This is a genomic window from Chryseobacterium sp. POL2, assembly GCF_011058315.1.
Lineage (GTDB): Bacteria > Bacteroidota > Bacteroidia > Flavobacteriales > Weeksellaceae > Soonwooa.
In genome coordinates this window covers 2,388,556-2,409,079 of record NZ_CP049298.1, presented here as the reverse complement: position 1 = coordinate 2,409,079, position 20,524 = coordinate 2,388,556, and the positions used below count along the sequence as shown (strand labels likewise).

General features: G+C 35.7%; 12 protein-coding genes. 3 read left to right on the top strand and 9 right to left on the bottom strand.

Going from position 1 to position 20,524, the window contains the following annotated elements; genetic code table 11:
* Positions 1-2: 2 nt before the first annotated feature.
* From G6R40_RS11185 to rimP, 9 genes are all read right to left on the bottom strand, one after another.
* On the bottom strand, positions 3-1,919 hold the full coding sequence (locus G6R40_RS11185; protein WP_165135413.1) for a putative porin: 1,917 nt from the start codon (positions 1,917-1,919) through the stop codon (positions 3-5).
* A 144-nt stretch (positions 1,920-2,063) separates the two neighbouring features.
* Complete coding sequence (locus G6R40_RS11180; RefSeq protein WP_165135410.1) at positions 2,064-3,248, bottom strand: RagB/SusD family nutrient uptake outer membrane protein; 1,185 nt, start codon at positions 3,246-3,248, stop codon at positions 2,064-2,066.
* A gap of 11 nt (positions 3,249-3,259) precedes the next feature.
* Positions 3,260-6,136, bottom strand: coding sequence for a SusC/RagA family TonB-linked outer membrane protein (locus G6R40_RS11175; RefSeq protein WP_165135407.1), 2,877 nt, complete (start codon positions 6,134-6,136; stop codon positions 3,260-3,262).
* Between the two features lie 136 nt (positions 6,137-6,272).
* Positions 6,273-7,598 carry a T9SS type A sorting domain-containing protein gene (locus G6R40_RS11170; RefSeq protein ID WP_165135404.1) on the bottom strand — a complete coding sequence of 442 codons (1,326 nt, stop codon included), beginning with the start codon at positions 7,596-7,598 and terminating at the stop codon, positions 6,273-6,275.
* Positions 7,599-7,680: 82 nt separating this feature from the next.
* Positions 7,681-9,147, bottom strand: coding sequence for a RagB/SusD family nutrient uptake outer membrane protein (locus G6R40_RS11165; protein ID WP_165135401.1), 1,467 nt, complete (start codon positions 9,145-9,147; stop codon positions 7,681-7,683).
* 23 nt (positions 9,148-9,170) lie between these two features.
* A complete protein-coding gene (locus G6R40_RS11160) occupies positions 9,171-12,014 on the bottom strand; it encodes a SusC/RagA family TonB-linked outer membrane protein (RefSeq protein ID WP_165135398.1) in 2,844 nt (947 codons plus the stop codon).
* Between the two features lie 222 nt (positions 12,015-12,236).
* Positions 12,237-15,140, bottom strand: a complete 2,904-nt coding sequence (gene infB / locus G6R40_RS11155; protein ID WP_165135395.1) for a translation initiation factor IF-2 — start codon at positions 15,138-15,140, stop codon at positions 12,237-12,239.
* A gap of 96 nt (positions 15,141-15,236) precedes the next feature.
* Entirely contained in the window at positions 15,237-16,472 is a 1,236-nt protein-coding gene (nusA, locus tag G6R40_RS11150) for a transcription termination factor NusA (protein ID WP_165135392.1), read from the bottom strand.
* 19 nt (positions 16,473-16,491) lie between these two features.
* Positions 16,492-16,959 carry a ribosome assembly cofactor RimP gene (gene rimP / locus G6R40_RS11145; RefSeq protein ID WP_165135389.1) on the bottom strand — a complete coding sequence of 156 codons (468 nt, stop codon included), beginning with the start codon at positions 16,957-16,959 and terminating at the stop codon, positions 16,492-16,494.
* A gap of 253 nt (positions 16,960-17,212) precedes the next feature.
* Here rimP and G6R40_RS11140 point away from each other — a divergent pair, with 253 nt between their 5' ends.
* Genes G6R40_RS11140 through rfbA form a run of 3 tightly spaced genes read left to right on the top strand, consistent with a single transcriptional unit; the run spans position 17,213 to position 20,522 of the window.
* Entirely contained in the window at positions 17,213-18,523 is a 1,311-nt protein-coding gene (locus tag G6R40_RS11140) for a UDP-glucose dehydrogenase family protein (RefSeq protein WP_165135386.1), read from the top strand.
* A 1-nt stretch (position 18,524) separates the two neighbouring features.
* Complete coding sequence (gene rfbB / locus G6R40_RS11135) at positions 18,525-19,604, top strand: dTDP-glucose 4,6-dehydratase (protein ID WP_165135383.1); 1,080 nt, start codon at positions 18,525-18,527, stop codon at positions 19,602-19,604.
* 57 nt (positions 19,605-19,661) lie between these two features.
* On the top strand, positions 19,662-20,522 hold the full coding sequence (gene rfbA / locus G6R40_RS11130; RefSeq protein ID WP_165135380.1) for a glucose-1-phosphate thymidylyltransferase RfbA: 861 nt from the start codon (positions 19,662-19,664) through the stop codon (positions 20,520-20,522).
* Positions 20,523-20,524: the final 2 nt, after the last annotated feature.

Genomic DNA, 20,524 nt, shown 5'->3' with positions numbered 1-20,524 from the left:
ATTTAGCTAAATAAGTACCAAACGATTCCCAAATTCAACCGAAAATCATAAATCGGAAAATATGGCGCTGTATAAGATTTGTTTTGTAAAAATGTCGTATTAAAATGTTGCGCTTCGATATAGAAGAACATACGTTTCACTTTCAGATTAAAGTAAGCGTCTGCAATCGGCTGGCCTCCGATGGAATAAGCTCTGTCATTGGGAAGCATAAATTCGTTAAGAACTGGCGAATAATCGCGTGATGCAAATTTTGTGAAATAATAAACTTTAATGCCCGCTTGTATTTCGGCAGCATCTTTAAAAGCTTTGGTTTGATAATACAAATTAGCGCGGCCTATAAAGCTCGGCATCGGAAAATAATCTTTCCCCGAAATTGCATTTTGGAAATGTAATCGACCATTGAGGTTAAATTTTCCGTAACGTAAAGTCGCTTCTCCACCAACTTGTGTGATATTGAGTGCATCCGGCGCTTGTAAAGATTTTCCAGTTTTATCAAAATAAGCGTAATTGTCAACACGTACCAAATTAACATAAATATTTGAGTCAAACCATTTTAAACGGAGTTTTGCACCCAGCTCTGTCGTTGTTTCATTTTTTGAATCATTAAGATAGTAATTGTAATGTCCATAAATCGAGGTGTTCAACAAATTATTAAAACTAGGCACTGCACTTTGGAAGTTAAAATGGGCATCTACGAAATAATCTTTAATGGGCTCGAACTGAACTAAATTTGTCGTTTTAAGAAAAGTCCCGAATGTATTACCGTTAGAAAATTCAAGAAAAGATTTTAATTGAAAACGATTCCAAAGTTTGATTTCCAAATTTCCTAAAGCACCGAACCTGTTTTCCTTCAAAGTACCTGGAATGGCCAATGAGTCGGAAGGATAAAGATTCCCAAAAGTGATGTTTTGATGACGAACACCTGCATCCAATTTGAAGTTTTCTTTATCCCAAACTAAACTGAAGGTATTACTCAAGTTATCAGAATATTTCTTGGACGACAAGGCAAAACCATTAATAACATCGTCTCCAAGGAAAGGATGTACTGAAGCTTGACTGAAATAATATTTGTTGCCCTGATGCGAGATCGTATGTCTAAGTTTAAAAGGATATTTTGCAGGATCCAAAGGCGCAAACTCGTGACTGAAATAATAGCGTCTGTAATACAATCTGGAAGTCACATCACTGAGATTGGTTTCCAAATTTTGGCGGTTTTTAAAACGAGAATCTCCACTAAGAAAAACGTCTATATCTGCAATCCCACCATATTCTTCATTGTTTATATTTTGATGAATGTAATGCGCGAAGGCTTCATATTTTTCATTTTTGGATTTGTAATGCGCAGAAAATATGCTATTGTTTGACGCTGCCAAACTATTTCTGTACAAACCCTGAGAGCGCAATCCCATATATTCTATCGCAAAATTGAAATTTTTTCCTACATTTTGCGTGTAAGTTGAACTCAATGCTGCGCCATTTCGCATCGCATTGTGATAGACAAACGTTGCTGTTGGCGTTTTGACATCATAATATTTGATAGCATCGGCTCCTAAAATAAAAAAAGATTTGTTGGTAGGAAGCACCGAAAGATTTTGCTCTTTATTGGTTTCAAAAATCAGTGGTTGAAAACCCGAACCTATATTTACAAACTGAATTTTCCCGAAGTTATCGCGGTTATTGAATTGGGTAAACGCATAGGATCGCGAAATAGAAAAGCTTGTATCAAAAAGTTTCTTTTGTGAAAACTGTGTTTGATACAAGTAATCATTAATTGTTGGTTTAAAAATTTCCAGCGAGTCTTTTGTGCCCGAAACCACAACCAAAGTATCTTCGCTTTTTTTTGTGCCGTCTTTGCTGGTTATAATCTGCGCAGACAAAAACTGAACACCAAAAAGGAATGCTAAAAGAATGTATCTCATTCGAAAGTTTTGAAATACAAAAGTAACGGATTTTTATGAATGCTTAAAAACTCCTTATAATAAAAATTTTAAAGTAAAGATAGCAACAAAAAAAGCTACCTTTCAATAAATTGAAAGGCAGCTTTTTAATAATGATAATTTTTATTATTTACCTAATAAATCATTAGCATCCATAGCTCCTTGTGGGAAAGGCAATTTATATGGTTCCCCTTTCAATTTTAGATCAGACCATCTTACCCATTCGAAAGACAATTCCAATCTTCTTTCGTCATCTAAAGACAATGATGATTTTCTTTTGCTTTGAAGTTCAGTCAATCTAGCTGAATTACCAGCCTCAGCAGAGATAAGATACATCTCTGGAATTCTTGAAATCAATAAATCCGAATCATCAGCTCTTGAATATTTATTAGAAAAAATGAAATTTCCTGTTTGTGGTGCTTCATCAATATCGAAAAGAACTCTTCTAGTGTCATCTTGCCCTAATAAAGCAATAATTTGATCTGACACACCGAAACAATTCCAAGTTCTAGCATCGTAGCTCATAATCCAACCCCATGAACCATTAGCTTCTGCTAAGTTACCAGCAAACTTCATGATTACCTCATTATCATTATTTTTAGGATTATCTGATATAGCAAACTTACCACTTTTAATTAGTTCTTCAGCTTCAACACCTGCACTAGCAAGATCACCGTTCATTCTATATACTCTAGCTAACAAAGCAGATGCCGCTTCTTTAGTTGGAGTTAGTTTTGAATCTTGGTTCCCCACATTGATTGGTTCAATATTAGCTTTAGCATACTTCAAATCTTCAATAATAAAATTAAGAACTTCTTTGGGAGTATTAGCCTTAACTGGAGAACCATCATAATTCTCATCTACTACCGGAACGCCTTCGAATAAATCATAAAGTCTTAAATAACTTAATGCTCTTACATATCTTGCTTTTCCTTTTTGAGAATTAGATGCAGTTGGTACTTTAAGTACAGTATGTGCTCTCATGATAGCCGCATAGAAATCTTTATAAAAATAACTTAGCATAATATCATCTGGCGGTGTAGTATGTTCAGAAAGATATTGTATTTGAATAAATTGAAATTTGAATGGTTTATAATTATCACCCATAATTTCTGAGGCCATAACGTTAAAGTAAGGATAATTACTTGGCTCCATTACTTTCTTATAGGTTCCTGTTAATATTTTATCAATATCTGACGAAGACAGTGAAGAATTTCCATCCAAAGCAACTTCAGATTTAATGTCTAGTTCTTTTTCACATGAAGTAAAAAGTAAACCAAATGACAATAGTAATATACTTAATTTTTTCATTTTAATTAATTTTAGAAGTTAACATTTAGTCCTAAACTATAAATTTTAACATTTGGAATTCCGTTGATGTCTACACCAGAAGATATCTTAGTTGTATCAGTGGTAGTTTGTGAAGAACCAACAGTTTGATCCACATAATAAGTTTCAGGATCTAATCCGCTATATTTCGTAAAAGTAAATGCATTTCTAACCTGAGCATAAATTCTCATTGATTTAATGAATCCTAAATGTTCATTTTTAAGATTTACCCCTAAAGTAATATCAGTAATTCTTAAATAGTCTGCATTTTCTAAAAATCTTGTAGACTTTTGATTATTCCATGATGAAGTAGCACTAGCCAAATGTGGACGAGGTACATTAGTATCTGTATTCTCTGGTGTCCAATAATCCATTTGTTCACCTATCATATTGGTTGAGAAAGAGGGATAACCTGTTGCTGCACCACTAACACTTTTCTCTTTGTACATCGCATATACTTTTTTCCCGATAGAGTATTGTGCATTAATTGATAAATCAACAATTCCATAAGCAATTCTTGTATTTAAACCACCATACATTGGCGCAATACCTCCACTGAAGACCTGTCTATCATTATTATTAATAATACCATCACCGTTAACATCTTTATAAATCATGTCTCCAGCTTGTACTGTTTTAGTAACTTTACCAGTAGCATCTTTATATTGATAAGTTTCTTTTGCAACTCCTAAAGATTCAAGAATATAAAATGATCCCAGAGACTCGCCTTCTTTAACGATAGAAACAAATCCAGTTGTATATTGACCAGCTTTAGTTCCAATTTTTTCTACAGTATTCTTATTATATGAGAAATTAGCTCCAAAATCCCATGTAAACATAGAACCCTTAATTATTTTAGCATCTAAGGCTACCTCAAAACCTTTATTGTTAATAGAACCTACGTTACGTAGTTGGTTTAAAAATCCACTTTCTTGACCTACAGGCATTCTATATAACAAATCATTTGTCGTTTTATCATAATAATCTGCTGTTAGATTTAGTCTTCTATTGAACATTGATAAATCAAATCCTGCATCTATAGATTTTCCTTTTTCCCATTTCAAATCTGGGTTGTATAAATCAGTTACGGCTAAACCAGGGTTTTGATTATGATTTTGTCCACCCGAAATAAGATTTTGTCCAGCGGCATAACTAATTCCTGTTTGATTTCCAGTAAATCCATAAGACGCTCTCAATTTAAATTCATTAATTGCAGGTACATTAAAGAAAGATTCATTTGACACAGTCCACCCAATGGATGCTGCTGGGAAATTACCCCACTTATTTCCTTTTCTAAATTTAGAGGACCCATCATATCTTGTTGATAACATTAAATTATACTTATTATCCCAAGTTATTTGTGCTCTACCAAAGAACGAGGCTAAAGACATTGCAGTGAAATAACTTCTTCCTTGGTTTATAGTTCCTGCAGATATTAACCATGGTAAATTATCCGACGGAAAGTTCTCCCCTGCTACATAAGAATCTTCATATTCCCAACGTTGAAATGACTGTCCAACCAAAACATTAAGCTTCAATTTATTATCTACAAAAGATTTATCATAGGACGCTGTATTTTCAATTAAAAAATCTCTATTATTTTGCGTACTATAATATCCATAACCCCATGGTTTTCCTTCTTTCTCTCCTCTTCTTGTACTTGGCGCATCAAATCTATTGTATCGATTTGAAGCAATATTTCCACTAATGGAAGTTTTTAAGGTAATTTCTTTAATTGGGTTGTAAATAGCAAAGAAATTAGCTCCGATATTCTGCCATTTATCACTAACTTGTCTTTCAAAAGCCCATAAAGGATTGTTCGTATTAAGATTCCTATTAGGTCTACCATCGGCACCATATACAGCTTGATTTGGAGCCGCATTCATAGCATTACTCCACGGTTGGTAAGTATTGTTATCATCAGCAATTGGATTAGAACTAGTATATGTAAAATAAGAATTCATTCCTATTTTAAACTTATCTGTCATCTTTTGCTCTACATTCAATCTAACTCTTGCTATCTGATATTTATCTTGTTGGATAATACCTTCTTGATCAATATGAGATACTGACAAATACATTTTCGATTTATCTGTACCGCCAGTAAAACTAATTTGATTATTTGTAATAACCCCAGTTCTTAATACATAATCCATCCAATTAGTATTAATTCCAGTATCCGTCATTGGATTATTAAGTCCTAAATACCCTACTGATCCAGTAGCAGGAGATGCTAAAATTCCTTTTTGAATATCACTAAGATAATTCAATCTTGCTGCTTCATGTACTTGTCTGTATTGTTCAGCGTTTAACAGATCAGGTCTTTTAATTATCTCTTGAATACCATAAGAACTAGAGAAAGAAACTGTTGGTTTTCCATTATATCGTCCTGCTTTTGTTTCAATCAAAACCACACCATTAGAAGCCCTTGAACCATAAATAGCACTCGAAGCTGCATCTTTTAAAACCTGCATACTACTTATATCGTCAGGAGACAAATTACCCATAGATTCTTGGGGAACTCCATCAATAATGTATAATGGATTATTTGAAGCACTTAAAGAACCATTCCCTCTAATGCTAATCTTAGTAGTATTCCCTGCTCTTCCTCCAGTACTTGCAACTTGTACACCTGGTGCCTTACCTTGCAATGCAAGCTCAACCGACGATACTGGCTGCTCTTGAAGAGCTTCTGACTTAACTGTAGTAATTGATCCTGTTACATCAGTTCTTTTCTGTTTTCCATAACCAACTAGAACGACTTCTTCTATTGAGGTTGTAGCCGTATCTTTTGCTTTTTGTTGTGCAAAAACTGCTTGTCCTGTAAAAAACAACACCCCAGCAGTTAACACTTTTAATTTTACATTCATATTAACACTATTTAATATTTACTCGGCGCAAATATGTTAATAATATTTAACATATCCAAAAATTTAACACATAAATATTTAATAAAAAAGCCACCAAATTACTAATTTGGTGGCTCGTGTGTTATAAATAATTAAATTATTTCTTAATCATCTTAGTGTTTTCAAAACTTCCGTCTTTATATTGAACTTGGATAATATAAGTTCCTTTTGATAGATTAGAAACATTGAATGACGCTGCATTTTCTCTTTTTATAGCTTTTCCAGCCATATCAATTACTGTTGCAGTAACAATTTCTTTAGTTGACTTTAATTCAACTTTATCACCTACAGGGTTATTAGCAATTGTTAATTTAGCTTTAGAAGCATTAACATCTGATACTGCTAAGAATTGTCCTCTGAATTTATACATTGCACTAATAGGCACGCCTCCAACAGCAGCCTCGCTCGCCCCTCCAGCATAACCAACTGTAGGACTTATAAATTGAACTGCACCAGCATACGGCGCCTCCCCTGCAGGGAACTCCATATCTACCCAGTTTTCTCCACCATCAAGAGAATAAGAAGCTCCGTCTCCACTTGTACTTACATAAGTATTAGCTGTACCTGGCACATAAGCGATATTTTCTCCATTGAAGTTTCCTTGTGGGAACACCTCAGTCCAATTCGCTCCACTATCAGAAGTTTTCCAAAGACCAACTACCCCACTATCATTCGTTTGAAGAAGACCATTTGATGCATCTTTAAAAGCCATGTTTGCGAAACTTCCAGCTGTAGTAACACCACCAAAGTCTAATGCTGGTGACTGGAATGTTTGCCAAGTAGCGCCTTTATCTGGAGAATATAATACACGTCCTGTATCTGTACCCATCCAAATATTATTACCTGTAACAAATCTAATATGCGTATAACCGAAATCACCAGCATGCGCAGGTGCATTCGTTATTTTTGTCCAGTTTGTACCACCATTAGTAGTTTTGTACATTTCAAAATTAGCGCCTACAGGGTCACCAGCGGAGATACCTTCGTTCTCATCCCAGAAATAAACGATGTTAGCAAATGATTGGCCTCCGTAAGCAGCAGAAGTCTGCTTAGTCCAAGATGTACCACCATTTGTTGTTTTCCAAACACCATTTTGTGATCCAGAGCCAGAGGAAACAGCCCAAGCAGTTGTAGCTGAAGCTGCACTAAAGTCACCTAAAGTAGCCGCACTAGGAATACCTGTTATTGCGATATTCGTCCATGTTGCACCACCATCCGTAGTTTTTGTTGTATATTTCCCTTGGTCCGGAGCACTGCTTATTGCATGATCTGCAAACCAAACTGTGTTAGCATCAATAACAGACATTGCATATGGGTAATGCAAAGATGGCGCACCTGTTTGCATCCCATCCCATCCTGGGGTTTGTGCTTGTAATAAACCTCCGATTGCTAAAGCAGATAAAGAAAGTAATAATTTTTTCATAATAATAAATTTTAAATGATATTCAAATATAAATATTTTTTTTAATTCGGAGTAATATAATATTACTCCGAATTAATATAATTTAGTATCCAGGAGCTTGTGTAATATTTGGATTGTTTTGGATTTCACTAAATGGAATTGGCCAAATAAATCTTCTATCTCCAACTGGTATTTCTGTTAATGGTTGTCCCATAGAGTTTGTTTGATACTTAACAACCGCTCTGTTATTTCTTTTCAAATCAGAAAAACGAAGACCTTCTAGGAAAAACTCCATAGCTTTTTGTGTTAAGATTTCATCCAAAACACCTGGGCCTGATGTAACCGCTGGCACATAGTCTGGGAAGCGGTATTCTTTAACCCAATTAGTAACCGTTTGAGAAGCTAAGCTTGGATTAGAATGAAACTGTGCTTCCGCCTTTATGAAAACTGCTTCAGACTTTCTTAGCTGGATTAAATCTCTCGATCCTGATAAGTATTTTCTTACATCGATAGGTTTCGGATTATCTGGATATCCTGTTACAATATTATTGGTCATATACCAACTGAATGCTCTTGCATCACGTTTTGCGCTATTAGTAGGAACTTTAAGTCCTGAAGCCTCCCAGAATTTTCGCGCCATAAAGTTTTGCTTGTATCTCGCATTGGTTCCCCAATAATCTGTTAAACCTTGCGGTGTAACGGAGTTAAATTCCAATTGAAAAATTGTTTCATAAGCTGCTTCTTCTCCATTAATAAAGAATTGTGCAACATCTTTTCTCAATAAGAAAGGAATATTGGTATCGTCGATAACTTTCTGAGCATAGTACTCAGCTTTTGGATAGTCTTTTTTGAATAAATAAGCACGTGCCAATAGCATTTCAACTGCAAGTGGACTAAATGATCTTTTGAAATCATAAATTCCTTCGCTGATACCATTTTGTTCAAAATATGCTGATACGCCTTCTAATTCTGAAATAACATTATTAATTACTGTAGGAACAGTTTCTCTTGGTAATTTAGCCTTGATATCAAAAACTGTTGAATAAGGCACCCCAAGACTTTGATCTCCCTCACCGTAATTTGGTGAAAAATAGCTTAATAATGCTAAATAGTTATATGCTCTAATAATTTTTGCATGAGCAAATAATTCTTCATTTTTATGAATTGCATTTTCATCTTCTTGAAGCTTACCTTCAAAACTTAGTACGAAGTTAGCATTAGCAATTGTGTTGTAAAAAGTTGCCCAAAGTCCTCCGCCGGCGCCACCATCAACTTGGATGTGTGTTCCACCGTTTGTTCCCACAAAATAACCAGAGTTAGATTGAGAAACGAATCCAATATCTCCTGTAAGTTCTTGGTAAGTGAAATGATCTCCACCGAAACCGTTAGAACTAGATAATTTCGCATATAGACCTTTAATTGACATTTCTAAGTCAGCATTAGTTCTAACTGCATTTTCATCCACTACTACAAGCCCAGCTTCAGAATAATTTTCTTCGAACATGCTGTCCGAGCAAGAAGAAAATAATAATGAACCTAAAAATAGTGATAATATAATTTTATTTTTCATTGTAATCGTTGTTAGAGTTTTAATTAAAAATCAATCGTTGCACCCACCATAAATTGTCTCATCAATGGCATTGTTTGATCGTATAATCCCATACCTCCAATGGTTCCCATGTGATTGCTATTAGATTCTGGATCGAAAGGCAAGTTTTTATCAAATGCAAATGTTAATAAGTTAACACCTCTTACATAAAGGTACACATTATTAATACCATCAATCTTCATTTGATCTTTAGTTAGTTTATAGCCAAGTTCCGCACTCTTTAGCTTGATATTATCTCCTTTATATAGATATCTTGTAGAGTGATACATCGGCACCGCGTTACCCGCTCTATATTGAGGCCTATCCGCATTTGTATTAGTTGGCGTCCAGCTATTTAACACATCTACAACCTTATTATCTTTCACACCTTGACCATCATTATCAAAATATCTTCCCCAAAGATCATACACATAGAAATCTCCTTGGTAAGTGAATAATAAGCTTAATGTTAAATTTTTATAACTAAATGTATTTGTTAATCCTGCAGTATGCGCTGGTAATGCATTTTTACCTGTAAAGTCTCTTAATACTGAAGCGCTCGTACCAGAACCGTTACTTAACTGCGTATGGGTAGCATCAGTATACCATAATGCATCTCCATTAGACTTATCAACACCTGCATAATGTGACAAGAACCACTCTGTTGGATTATGCCCTACAACATATCTTTTAAATCCATCTACACCGACATAAGGTCCTAAAATCTTAGTAACAACTGATTTGTTATAACCATAGTTAGCATTAATTGTCCAGTTGAAATCTCCTTTCTTGAACACATCATAAGAGATTGTTGATTCAATACCTTTTGACTCATGCCCTAGCGCATTTCCTACTAAGTTACCAAAACCTGTAGAAGGTGCATTAGGCACTTGTGTTGTTAGCTGTTCTGTTACAATATTTTTGTAAACATCTAAAGATATTTTCAATCTATTCTGAACCAAACCAAGGTCTAAACCGATGTTATATTTTTTAGATTTTTCCCAACCTAAATCTTCATTTCCAGGATTGTTAATAGCCATCCCGTTTTCTAGCATATAATTGGCAACACCTAAAGTTGGACGAGAAAGATATTGGATAGCTCCTATGTTCCCCACTTCACCATAACTCGCTCTTACTTTTAACTCATTAAAATAATTTCCAATGTTTCCTAATTTATGAAGATTAACATTAGCTCCAGTAGCCCAGAAATTACCTTCTTTTCTATCATCTCCAAAGTGTGAATATTTATCTCTTCTGAATGATCCCATTACATTGAACAAATCTTTGTAACCATAAGAAGCTCTTCCAATAAGACCAATCAAATGACTTTGTTCATTATAAGACCAAGCCATGTATGGTGTTGGTCCCCACTGCAAGTTATTCTGCTCATAGTGTCCACTTGCAAAACCTGTAGAAGCAGATTGAGAACGTTTTGTCCACAATTGCGTATATTCTGTCCCTGCAGATAAATTAATTTTATGGTCGTCATTAATTGTCCAATCGTAGTGTAAGAAGTTTGACCAGTTCAATGTAGTATAGCTAAAATCACTCTGCAAAGCTAACCCCATAATACCTTGTGTTGGGTTGTTACCATCACCAAAATCTGGGTTACGATATTCTGACTCATCATAGTAATTGTAGTCCATTCCCAAATTAGTAGAGAATCTCAAATTACTCATAATGCTATAATCCAAACCAAAAGACGAAAGTATCTTTGTAACCGCTGACTTTCTTCTGTTAATATTCTGAATAGCTACAGGGTTAAAATCTTCACCTGCAGAAGTAACGATATCAAGATTATAAGAACCATCTTTATTATAAATAGGACTCGTAGGAGAAGCAAATCTAGAACTCAATACAGGGTTTGCAAAATAACCATAATCTAATGGTCCCCACTGTGTTCCTCTAGATACGATATTAGAAAATGCTACATTAATTTTATCTGACAGCTTAGCATTCAATTTTACAGTTGCATTAATTCTTCTATATAATGCATCACGAATTATACCTTCTTGTTCCGTAGAACCAACCGAAGCATAACCTTTGATTTTTTCATTCCCGAAAGAGTAATTAAGACCATATTTGTACAAACCTGTTGAAGAGCGTCTTGTTGCTTTTTCCCAATCCGTATCTACAGTACCATCCCAATTTCTTAAAATTGCATTTGCACTATTAGTAGCAGCTTCCAAAGACTCTCCGTTCCCCATATAACCCATTACCAAAGACTGCATCTGTTGTGAAGCATTCATAAAACTATACTTCTCGTAGGCAGCAGTTCCCATACCATACTCCATATTAAGAGTTAGCTTACCTCTACCACCTTTACCAGATTTGGTTTTAATAATGATAACACCAGAAGCCCCTCTAGATCCATAAAGTGATGTTGTTGCACCATCTTTCAAAACCTCTACTGACTCTATATCTGAAGGATCCACTAATGACAAACCATTGGAAGAGGTTGCAACACCAGCTTGATCTCCAACTGTAACCGGAACACCATCAATAATATAAAGTGGTTGATTATCCCCACTAAGACTACTGATACCCCGGATAAGCACTTTTGCATTTGACCCTGGCTGTCCGCTATTAGAACTAATAACAGCTCCCGAAACTTGCCCTGCAATGGCTAAATCAACAGATATCGCAACAGGCTTTTCTAAGGCTTTAGCAGAAACTAATGAATAAGAACCTACTTTTTGTTCTTGGGTCTCTTTGATACCATACGTACCTAAAATAACTACCTCCTCAATAGCATTAGTTATCGTATCGGATTTTTTTTGTTGTGAAAACATTGAGGCCCCCATAAAGAAAATAGCCCCAGCGCTTAAAACTCGTAGTTTCACGTTCATATTAACACTAATTTGATATTATAAGCTACAAATATGTTAATTTTTTCCTAATACACCAAATTAATTTTAAAACTTTCTTAAACATTTATTAAAATCAAAAAGAAAACAACATTATATCACGTCTTATTTTACAAGTTAATTCTTAAATTAAAACGATTATTAATAAAAATAAAATAGGCCGCTAATGATCTTAGCAGCCTATTATTCATTGAATAGTATTTTTTATTTCAGTTTCTTCTTCACGGAGATTTCTTCGTACACTTCTAAAATGTCGCCAACCTCAATGTCGTTGTAACCTTTTAAATTAAGACCACACTCATAGCCCTTGGTAACTTCTTTAACATCGTCTTTGAAACGTTTTAAGCTTTCTAGCTCGCCATCGAATTTCACGATACCATCTCTAAGAAGTCTAACTTTTGAGTTACGGGTTACTTTTCCTGTAAGAACCATACAACCCGCAATAGTACCAACTTTAGAAATCTTGAACACTTCGCGAATCTCTACGTTACCAATTACTTGTTCTTTAATCTCTGGAGAAAGCATGCCTTCCATCGCTTCTTTCACTTCATCGATAGCAGCATAGATAATAGAATATGTTCTAATTTCTACCTCTTCTTTATCTGCAATATCTTTTGCATTAACACTTGCTCTTACATTAAATCCGATAACAATCGCATCCGATGCGGCGGCTAATAAGACATCACTTTCTGTAATCTGACCAACGCCTTTATGTAATATATTAACCTGTATCTCAGCTGTAGACAATCTCTGTAATTGATCTGACAATGCTTCAACAGAACCATCCACGTCACCTTTAAGAATAATATTAAGCTCTTTGAAATCCCCTAGTGCAATACGACGCCCAATCTCATCCAATGTAAGATGTTTCTTAGTACGAAGTGTTTGCTCTCTTTGAAGTTGCTCACGTTTGTTTGCAATATTTTTAGCTTCTTTTTCGTCTTCGTAAACTCGGAATTTATCACCCGCCGTTGGCGCACCGTCTAAACCTAAAATAGTTACCGGAATAGAAGGCCCTGCACTTGGCATGGGTTTTCCACGCTCATCCAACATGGCTTTAATCTTACCATGGTTTTTACCCGCAACGATATAATCTCCTACTTTTAAAGTCCCGTTCTGAACCAACATTGTTGACACATAACCACGGCCTTTATCTAATGCAGCTTCGATTACAACACCGTTTGCTGAACGATCAGGATTAGCTTTTAGCTCTAACATTTCCGCTTGAAGTAATACTTTCTCAAGCAACAAATCTACGTTGTTACCAAACTTAGCAGAAATCTCTTGCGATTGTACATTTCCTCCCCATTCTTCTACAAGAATATTCATCCCTGAAAGTTGTTGACGGATATTATCTGGATTAGCGTTTGGTTTATCTACTTTGTTAATTGCAATAATCATAGGTACGCCAGCTGCTTGCGCATGGGCAATAGCCTCTTTGGTCTGTGGCATGACATCGTCATCTGCTGCAATTACGATAATTACAATATCAGTAACCTGAGCACCACGCGCTCTCATCGCTGTAAAGGCTTCGTGACCAGGTGTATCTAAGAAGGTAATCTTCTGACCATTCTCTAGTTTAACATTATACGCACCGATATGCTGAGTGATTCCTCCCGATTCACCTGCTATAACATTTGCTTTACGAACGTAGTCAAGCAAAGATGTTTTACCATGGTCAACGTGTCCCATTACGGTTACAATTGGCGCTCTTGTTGACAAATCCTCTTCGGAATCTGCAACTTCATCTTCGATTGATTCCTCAAGATCAGCATCAGAGAATTCAATTTTATAACCGAATTCATCGGCAACCAATGTTAAAGTATCCGCTTCCAAACGCTGGTTCATCGTTACCATAACTCCTAACGAGAAACAGGCAGAGATAACCTCTGTTGGACTAACGTCCATAAGACTGGCTAACTCGTTAACCGTAATAAACTCTGTTACTTTAAGCGTTGTATCTTGTGCTTCACGTTCTTGTTGAAGTTCATCTTGCTCTCTTCTCCAATTACGTTTATCTTTTCTGTGTTTAGCTCCTTTATTTTTACCGCCTTTGTTGGTCAGTTTTTCTAAAGTCTCTTTAATTTGATTTTTAACTTGTTCATCTGTCAACTCAACAGGCATCACTCTTTGTCCGCCTCTATTGTTGCCTCCACGATTTCCACCTTGGCCACCACGGTTATTGTTGCCACCACGGTTTCCACCTTGGTTGTTGCCACCTTGACCACCTCGGTTATTATTGTTACCAAATCTGTTGCCACCTTGGTTGTTACCGCCTTGTCCTCCTGCGTTATTATTATTTCCGCCTTGTTGGTTGTTGGCTCCTGGCTGACCTGGTTTTTCAATTCTTTTTCTTTTCTTCTTAGCAGCGTTTGGTCCGCCAGCATTAGAAGATTTTGGTTTTGTTGCGAATTGTGATAGGTCAATTTTCTCTTTCAAGATTTTGGGACCATCTAGTTTTTGATAAACCGTTTCGATTTTATCAGGTTCTGAAGATGTTATTGCCGGTTCTTCTGTTTTTTCAGATTTTGCAGGTGCTTCAACTTTTGGTTGTGTTGCAGGTTTAGCTTCAATTGGCTTTTCAACTTTTGGCTTCACTTCTTCAGTTTTTGATGGTGCTTCTTCAGCTTTTGGTTTTTTAGAAACTTCTTTTTTGGCAGCTTTTGGCCTTGTTTCAAACTGCGACAAATCAATTTTATCGACAATTTTAAGTTCTGGTTTCTCTTCTTTTTTGTCCTCTTGCTTCGCAGGCACAGCATCTTCCACAACTGGCTTAGCCACCTCTTCTACTGGTTTTTGTGCATCAAGATCTATTTTACCCAAAATTTTAGTTTCGGGTACGCTAGCTTTGGCTCTTATAACCTCAGGTTTTGCTTCTTGAATTTCCAGTTTTTCGTCTGGAACTTTAGAAATCACCACCTCATGAGAAGCTTTTCTTTGTTCGCCATCTTTGCGAAACTCAGCTTCTAATGCAGAAAATGCCTGTTCTTCTAATAGAGCGTTGGGATTACTGTCAACCTCAATACCCTTACCTTGTAGATATTCTACAGCACGTGGTATTGAAATGTTAAGTTCTTTAACCGCTTTATTTAATCTAATTTTTGGCATATTTAAATTTACTTCTTTATTTTAGTTGTCGTAGCAAAGGTACTACTATTTTAACTTTACTTTTTAATAGGATATTTCAAAGACTAATTTTGAGAATTAATCTTCTAGTTCTGCTCTCAAAATTTCTTTAACTTCTTGGATGGTTTCTTCTTCCAAATCAACAAGATTAAGCAAGGCTTCTGTATCTTTATCTAAAACACTTCTAGCGGTTTCTAATCCTACTTTTTTGAATTCTGCAATCACCCAATCTTCAATCTCGTCAGTAAACTCTGTCAACTCTACATCGTCGTCTTCTTGTTTTTCTCTGTAAACATCAATTTCAAAATCTGTCAACCAAGAGGCTAGTTTAATATTCTGTCCTTGTTTACCAATGACTTTAGAAATCTCCTCAACGGGCGTATACACCAATGCATAGTTGGCTTCCTCGTTGATTTCTACTTTATTAATAATGATATTTCCTAAAGCTCTTTTAACAAGAATTTCCGGATTTTTTGACCATTGAATTACGTCGATATTCTCATTGCGCAATTCTCTAACCACACCATGTATTCTTGAACCTTTTACCCCTACACAAGCTCCTACTGGATCAATTCTGTCATCGTATGCGTCAACCGCGATTTTCGCTTTTTCACCTGGAATTCTCACTACTTTCTTAAGTATGATGGTTCCGTCTTGGATTTCAGGAATTTCTAATTCTAATAATTGCTCTAAAAACTTCGGTGAAGTTCTTGAAATGATAATCTGTGGTTTTGCCCCTCTAAAGTCAACACTTTCAACAATTGCACGAACATTGTCACCTTTTTTGAAGAAGTCAGATGGGATTTGGTTTTCTTTTGGCAGGATAAACTCGTTACCTTCATCATCCAACATGATAACATGTTTGTGACGAATATGGTGAACTTCTCCAACTACCAATTGTCCAATCCTGTCGCGGAATTGCTCGTACAAAGCTGCATTAAAATGCTCCTGAATTTTAGTTGCTAAAATCTGCTTAAGCGTCAAGATGTTTCTACGGCCTAATTTAGCCACAGGAATTTCTTGTGTATATTCTTCACCAACTTCAAAAGTTGAGTCAATTTTTCTAACTTCAGAAATTTCGATTTCTAAGTCATCATCTTCTGACATCTCATCTTCAACAATTCTCTTATTCAAGAAAATTTGAAAATCGCCTTTATCAGGGTTAACAATAACATCAAAATGATCGTCAGAATCATATCTTTTTCTCAAAAGTGTTTTAAGAGAATCTTCTATGATTGCCATCAAATCAATTTTGCTAATATTTTTTACTTCTTTAAAATCGCCAAATGCTTCAATTAAAGCTAAATTATCCATTGATTAATATTTTTCTTTATTAAAATTTAATTACCACCAAAGCCTTTTTGATATCAGCAAGGCTTATTACTTTTTCTTCTTCGACATCTTCTTTACCTTTTCCAATAAGTTTTGGACGGCGATATCTCAACATCAAAGTGATTGACTCATCATCAACCATTATCAACTCTCCTTGGATTTTTTCATCTGTAGTCAGAAGAACATCCAATTCTCTTCCTAGATTTTTTCTGAATTGTCTCACCAAAGTCAATGGCTCCGACAAGCCTGGAGACATCACCTGAAGCCCAAAATCATGCTCTTCGCGATCAAGATTAAACTCGACAGCGCGACTAACATCCAAGCAATCTTGTAAATTAACCCCTTGATCTCCATCGATAATAATTGTTATTTGGTCATCTGCCGAAATCTTAAGATCAACCAAAAACAAATCCTCTCTCTCCTCTAAATAAGAAGCCACCAAAGCTTCTACTTTCTCTCTAAAACTCATATTTTCTCATGAATTACATCTACGAAAAAAGGCTCTCTCTCGAAGGCCTTTTCATTCTGTTCCGTAAATCTTCTGCAAATGTAAGTCTTTTTTTAAAAAAATCCAAATTATATTGAATTTTAAGGCTTTACATCAACAAGCTTCTTAACATTTAACAAAAAAATTAAACTGTACTAAAATCACGAAAAAGACTAAAGTCATTATAAATATGTTAAAAAAAATTATCTTTGTACAAAATTTAAAAACTCAAACATTGAATATTACCATTGTAGGAACTGGTTATGTAGGATTAGTAACTGGTACAACCTTAGCAGAATTGGGAAATTCTGTATATTGTGTAGACATTGATGAAAAAAAAGTTGAAGACATGAAACAAGGTATCGTCCCAATATACGAGCCAAACCTTGAGGAAATGTTTCTTCGAAATATACAAGCCAATCGTTTATTTTTCACGACCAATCTTAAAGAAGCTTTAGACAAAAGTGAAGTTATCTACTTGGCACTTCCAACACCGCCAGGAGAAGATGGATCAGCAGATTTGTCATACGTTCTAAAAGTCGCTAATGACATTGGCAAAATGATGACCGACTATAAAGTTGTGGTTAACAAATCAACTGTCCCAGTAGGCACAGCGGATAAAGTGGGGGCAGTTATCAAATCGAAAACAGATATTCCGTTTGACGTTGTATCCAATCCAGAATTTTTGAGAGAAGGTTTTGCGGTTGAAGACTCTATGAATCCTGCTAGAGTTGTTGTAGGTTGCAGTTCTGAGAGAGCAAAAAACATTATGGCACAAATCTATCAGCCATTTACCAATACGGGAATTCCAATAATTTTCATGGATGAAAAATCATCAGAACTCACAAAATATGCAGCTAATTCTTTCTTGGCTGTAAAAATTACTTTTATGAACGAAATCGCAAATTATTGCGAATTGGTAGGTGCCGATGTTGACAAAGTGAGATTGGGCATGGGAAGCGATGATCGTATTGGTCACCGGTTTTTGTTCCCGGGCATTGGTTATGGAGGCTCATGCTTTCCGAAAGATGTAAAAGCTTTAATAAAATCTGGAAAAGATGAAAATTTTAACTTCAAAATTTTAGAATCTACAGAAGCAGTTAACAATGCTCAAAAAGTTATTTTAACAAGCGATATCGAGAAATATTTTAATGACCTTAGTGGTAAAAAAATTGCGCTTTGGGGTTTGGCATTTAAAGCAAATACAGACGATATCCGAGAAGCTTCATCTTTGGACAACATCAAAATCCTTCTTGATAAAGGCGCAAAAATCATAGCTTATGATAAAATTGCGGAGTCTAATGTTCGCAAAGTTATCGGTGATAAAATCGAATACGCGACAGACATGTATTCCGCATTAGAAGATGCTGACTGTCTGTTAATCGCAACGGAATGGCCCGAGTTTAAAAATCCAAATTTTGAACTTATGGCATCCAAAATGAAAAACAAAATCATCTTTGACGGTCGTAATATGTTCCCTCTAGAAGTTCCAGAACAACACGGATTTTTTTATAAATCAATCGGTAGAAAAACCGTAAAAAACTAATATGAAAAACATTATCATAACAGGTGGCGCAGGTTTTATCGGATCTCATGTTGTAAGAGAATTTGTTAAGAACCTTCCCAACACCAAAATTATCAATCTAGATGCCCTAACTTATGCTGGAAATCTAGAAAATTTAAAAGATATCGAGAATGAAGCTAATTACATTTTCGAAAAAGCTGATATAACAAAACCTGAAGAACTTAGAAAAGTTTTTGAAAAGCATAATCCTGACGCCGTCATACATCTAGCGGCGGAATCTCATGTCGACAGAAGCATTACCGATCCTAATGCTTTTATCAACACCAACGTGAATGGTACAGCTAACCTGTTAAATTTGGCTAAAGAATTTTGGGCACTAAATCCTGACCATCAACATGGTAATTTCCCTGATGAAACGAGAACCAATCTGTTCTATCATGTTTCTACAGACGAAGTCTATGGTGCGCTAGGAGAAACAGGTTTCTTCACCGAGGAAACTTCTTATGATCCAAAATCACCCTACTCTGCAAGCAAAGCGGCTTCCGATCATTTGGTAAGAGCCTATGGGAACACGTATGGCATGCCATTTATCGTTTCTAATTGTTCGAATAATTATGGGCCAAATCATTTTCCAGAAAAACTGATTCCACTTTGCATCTCTAACATACTGAACGAAAAACCTTTACCAATATATGGCGACGGAAAATACACAAGAGATTGGCTATATGTTATCGATCATGCAAAAGCAATTTTCCAGATTTTTCATGAAGCCAAAACTGGTGAAACCTACAACATTGGCGGTTGGAACGAGTGGCAAAACATCGACCTTGTAAAAGAACTCATCAAGCAAGTTGACGAAAAAACAGGCAAATCTGTTGGTTTTTCAGAAAAGCTCATTACGTTTGTGAAAGACAGACCAGGACATGACAAACGCTATGCAATAGACGCGACAAAACTTAACAAAGATCTAGGCTGGAAACCATCTGTAACATTTGAAGAAGGCCTTTCCAAAACAATCGACTGGTTTTTATCAAATAAAGAATGGCTCGAGCATGTGACCTCTGGAGACTATCAAAAATATTACGAAAAGCAATATAACTAATAACCGAATAATAAGCTTTGAGACACCTTGAAGCTTATTTCACTATAATCACAAAATATGAAAGGAATCATTCTCGCTGGAGGATCAGGCACAAGATTATACCCATTAACAATCGCGGTCAGCAAGCAACTAATGCCTGTATATGATAAACCCATGATTTATTTCCCGATTTCCACACTGTTATTAGCTGGAATTCGTGAGATTTTAATTATCACTACGCCTCATGATCAGGAAGCTTTCCAAAGACTTCTTGGAGACGGCTCTCAAATAGGTTGTCGTTTTGAGTACAAAATACAGCCATCTCCAGACGGATTAGCACAAGCATTTATCCTTGGAGAAGACTTTATTGGAGACGATTCTGTTGCATTGGTTTTGGGAGATAACATATTTTATGGTACAGGCCTACCTCAACTTTTGGAAAGCAAAACAAAGCTTAAAGGCGGTTGTGTATTTGCTTATCAAGTATCTGACCCTGAACGTTATGGCGTTGTAGAATTTGATAAAAACAACAATGCGCTTTCCATTGAAGAAAAACCCACAACACCTAAATCTAATTTTGCGGTGCCTGGTTTATATTTTTATGACAACTCTGTTGTAGAATATGCAAAAAATCTAAAACCATCCTCAAGAGGCGAATTAGAAATTACCGATATTAATAAAATATACCTGGAAAAAGGGGAGCTAGAAGTTGGCGTGATGAGTCGCGGAACAGCGTGGCTTGATACAGGAACTTTTGACTCTTTACACGAAGCATCAGAATTTGTACGTGTTCTTGAAAAAAGACAAGGTTTCAAAATATCTTGTATCGAAGAAATTGCTTACCGCAAAGGATTCATTAACGAAGAACAACTTTTAAAATCCGCAGAAAAATATGGTAAAAGTGGCTATGGTAGCTATTTGAAAAACTTAGTCAAATAAAA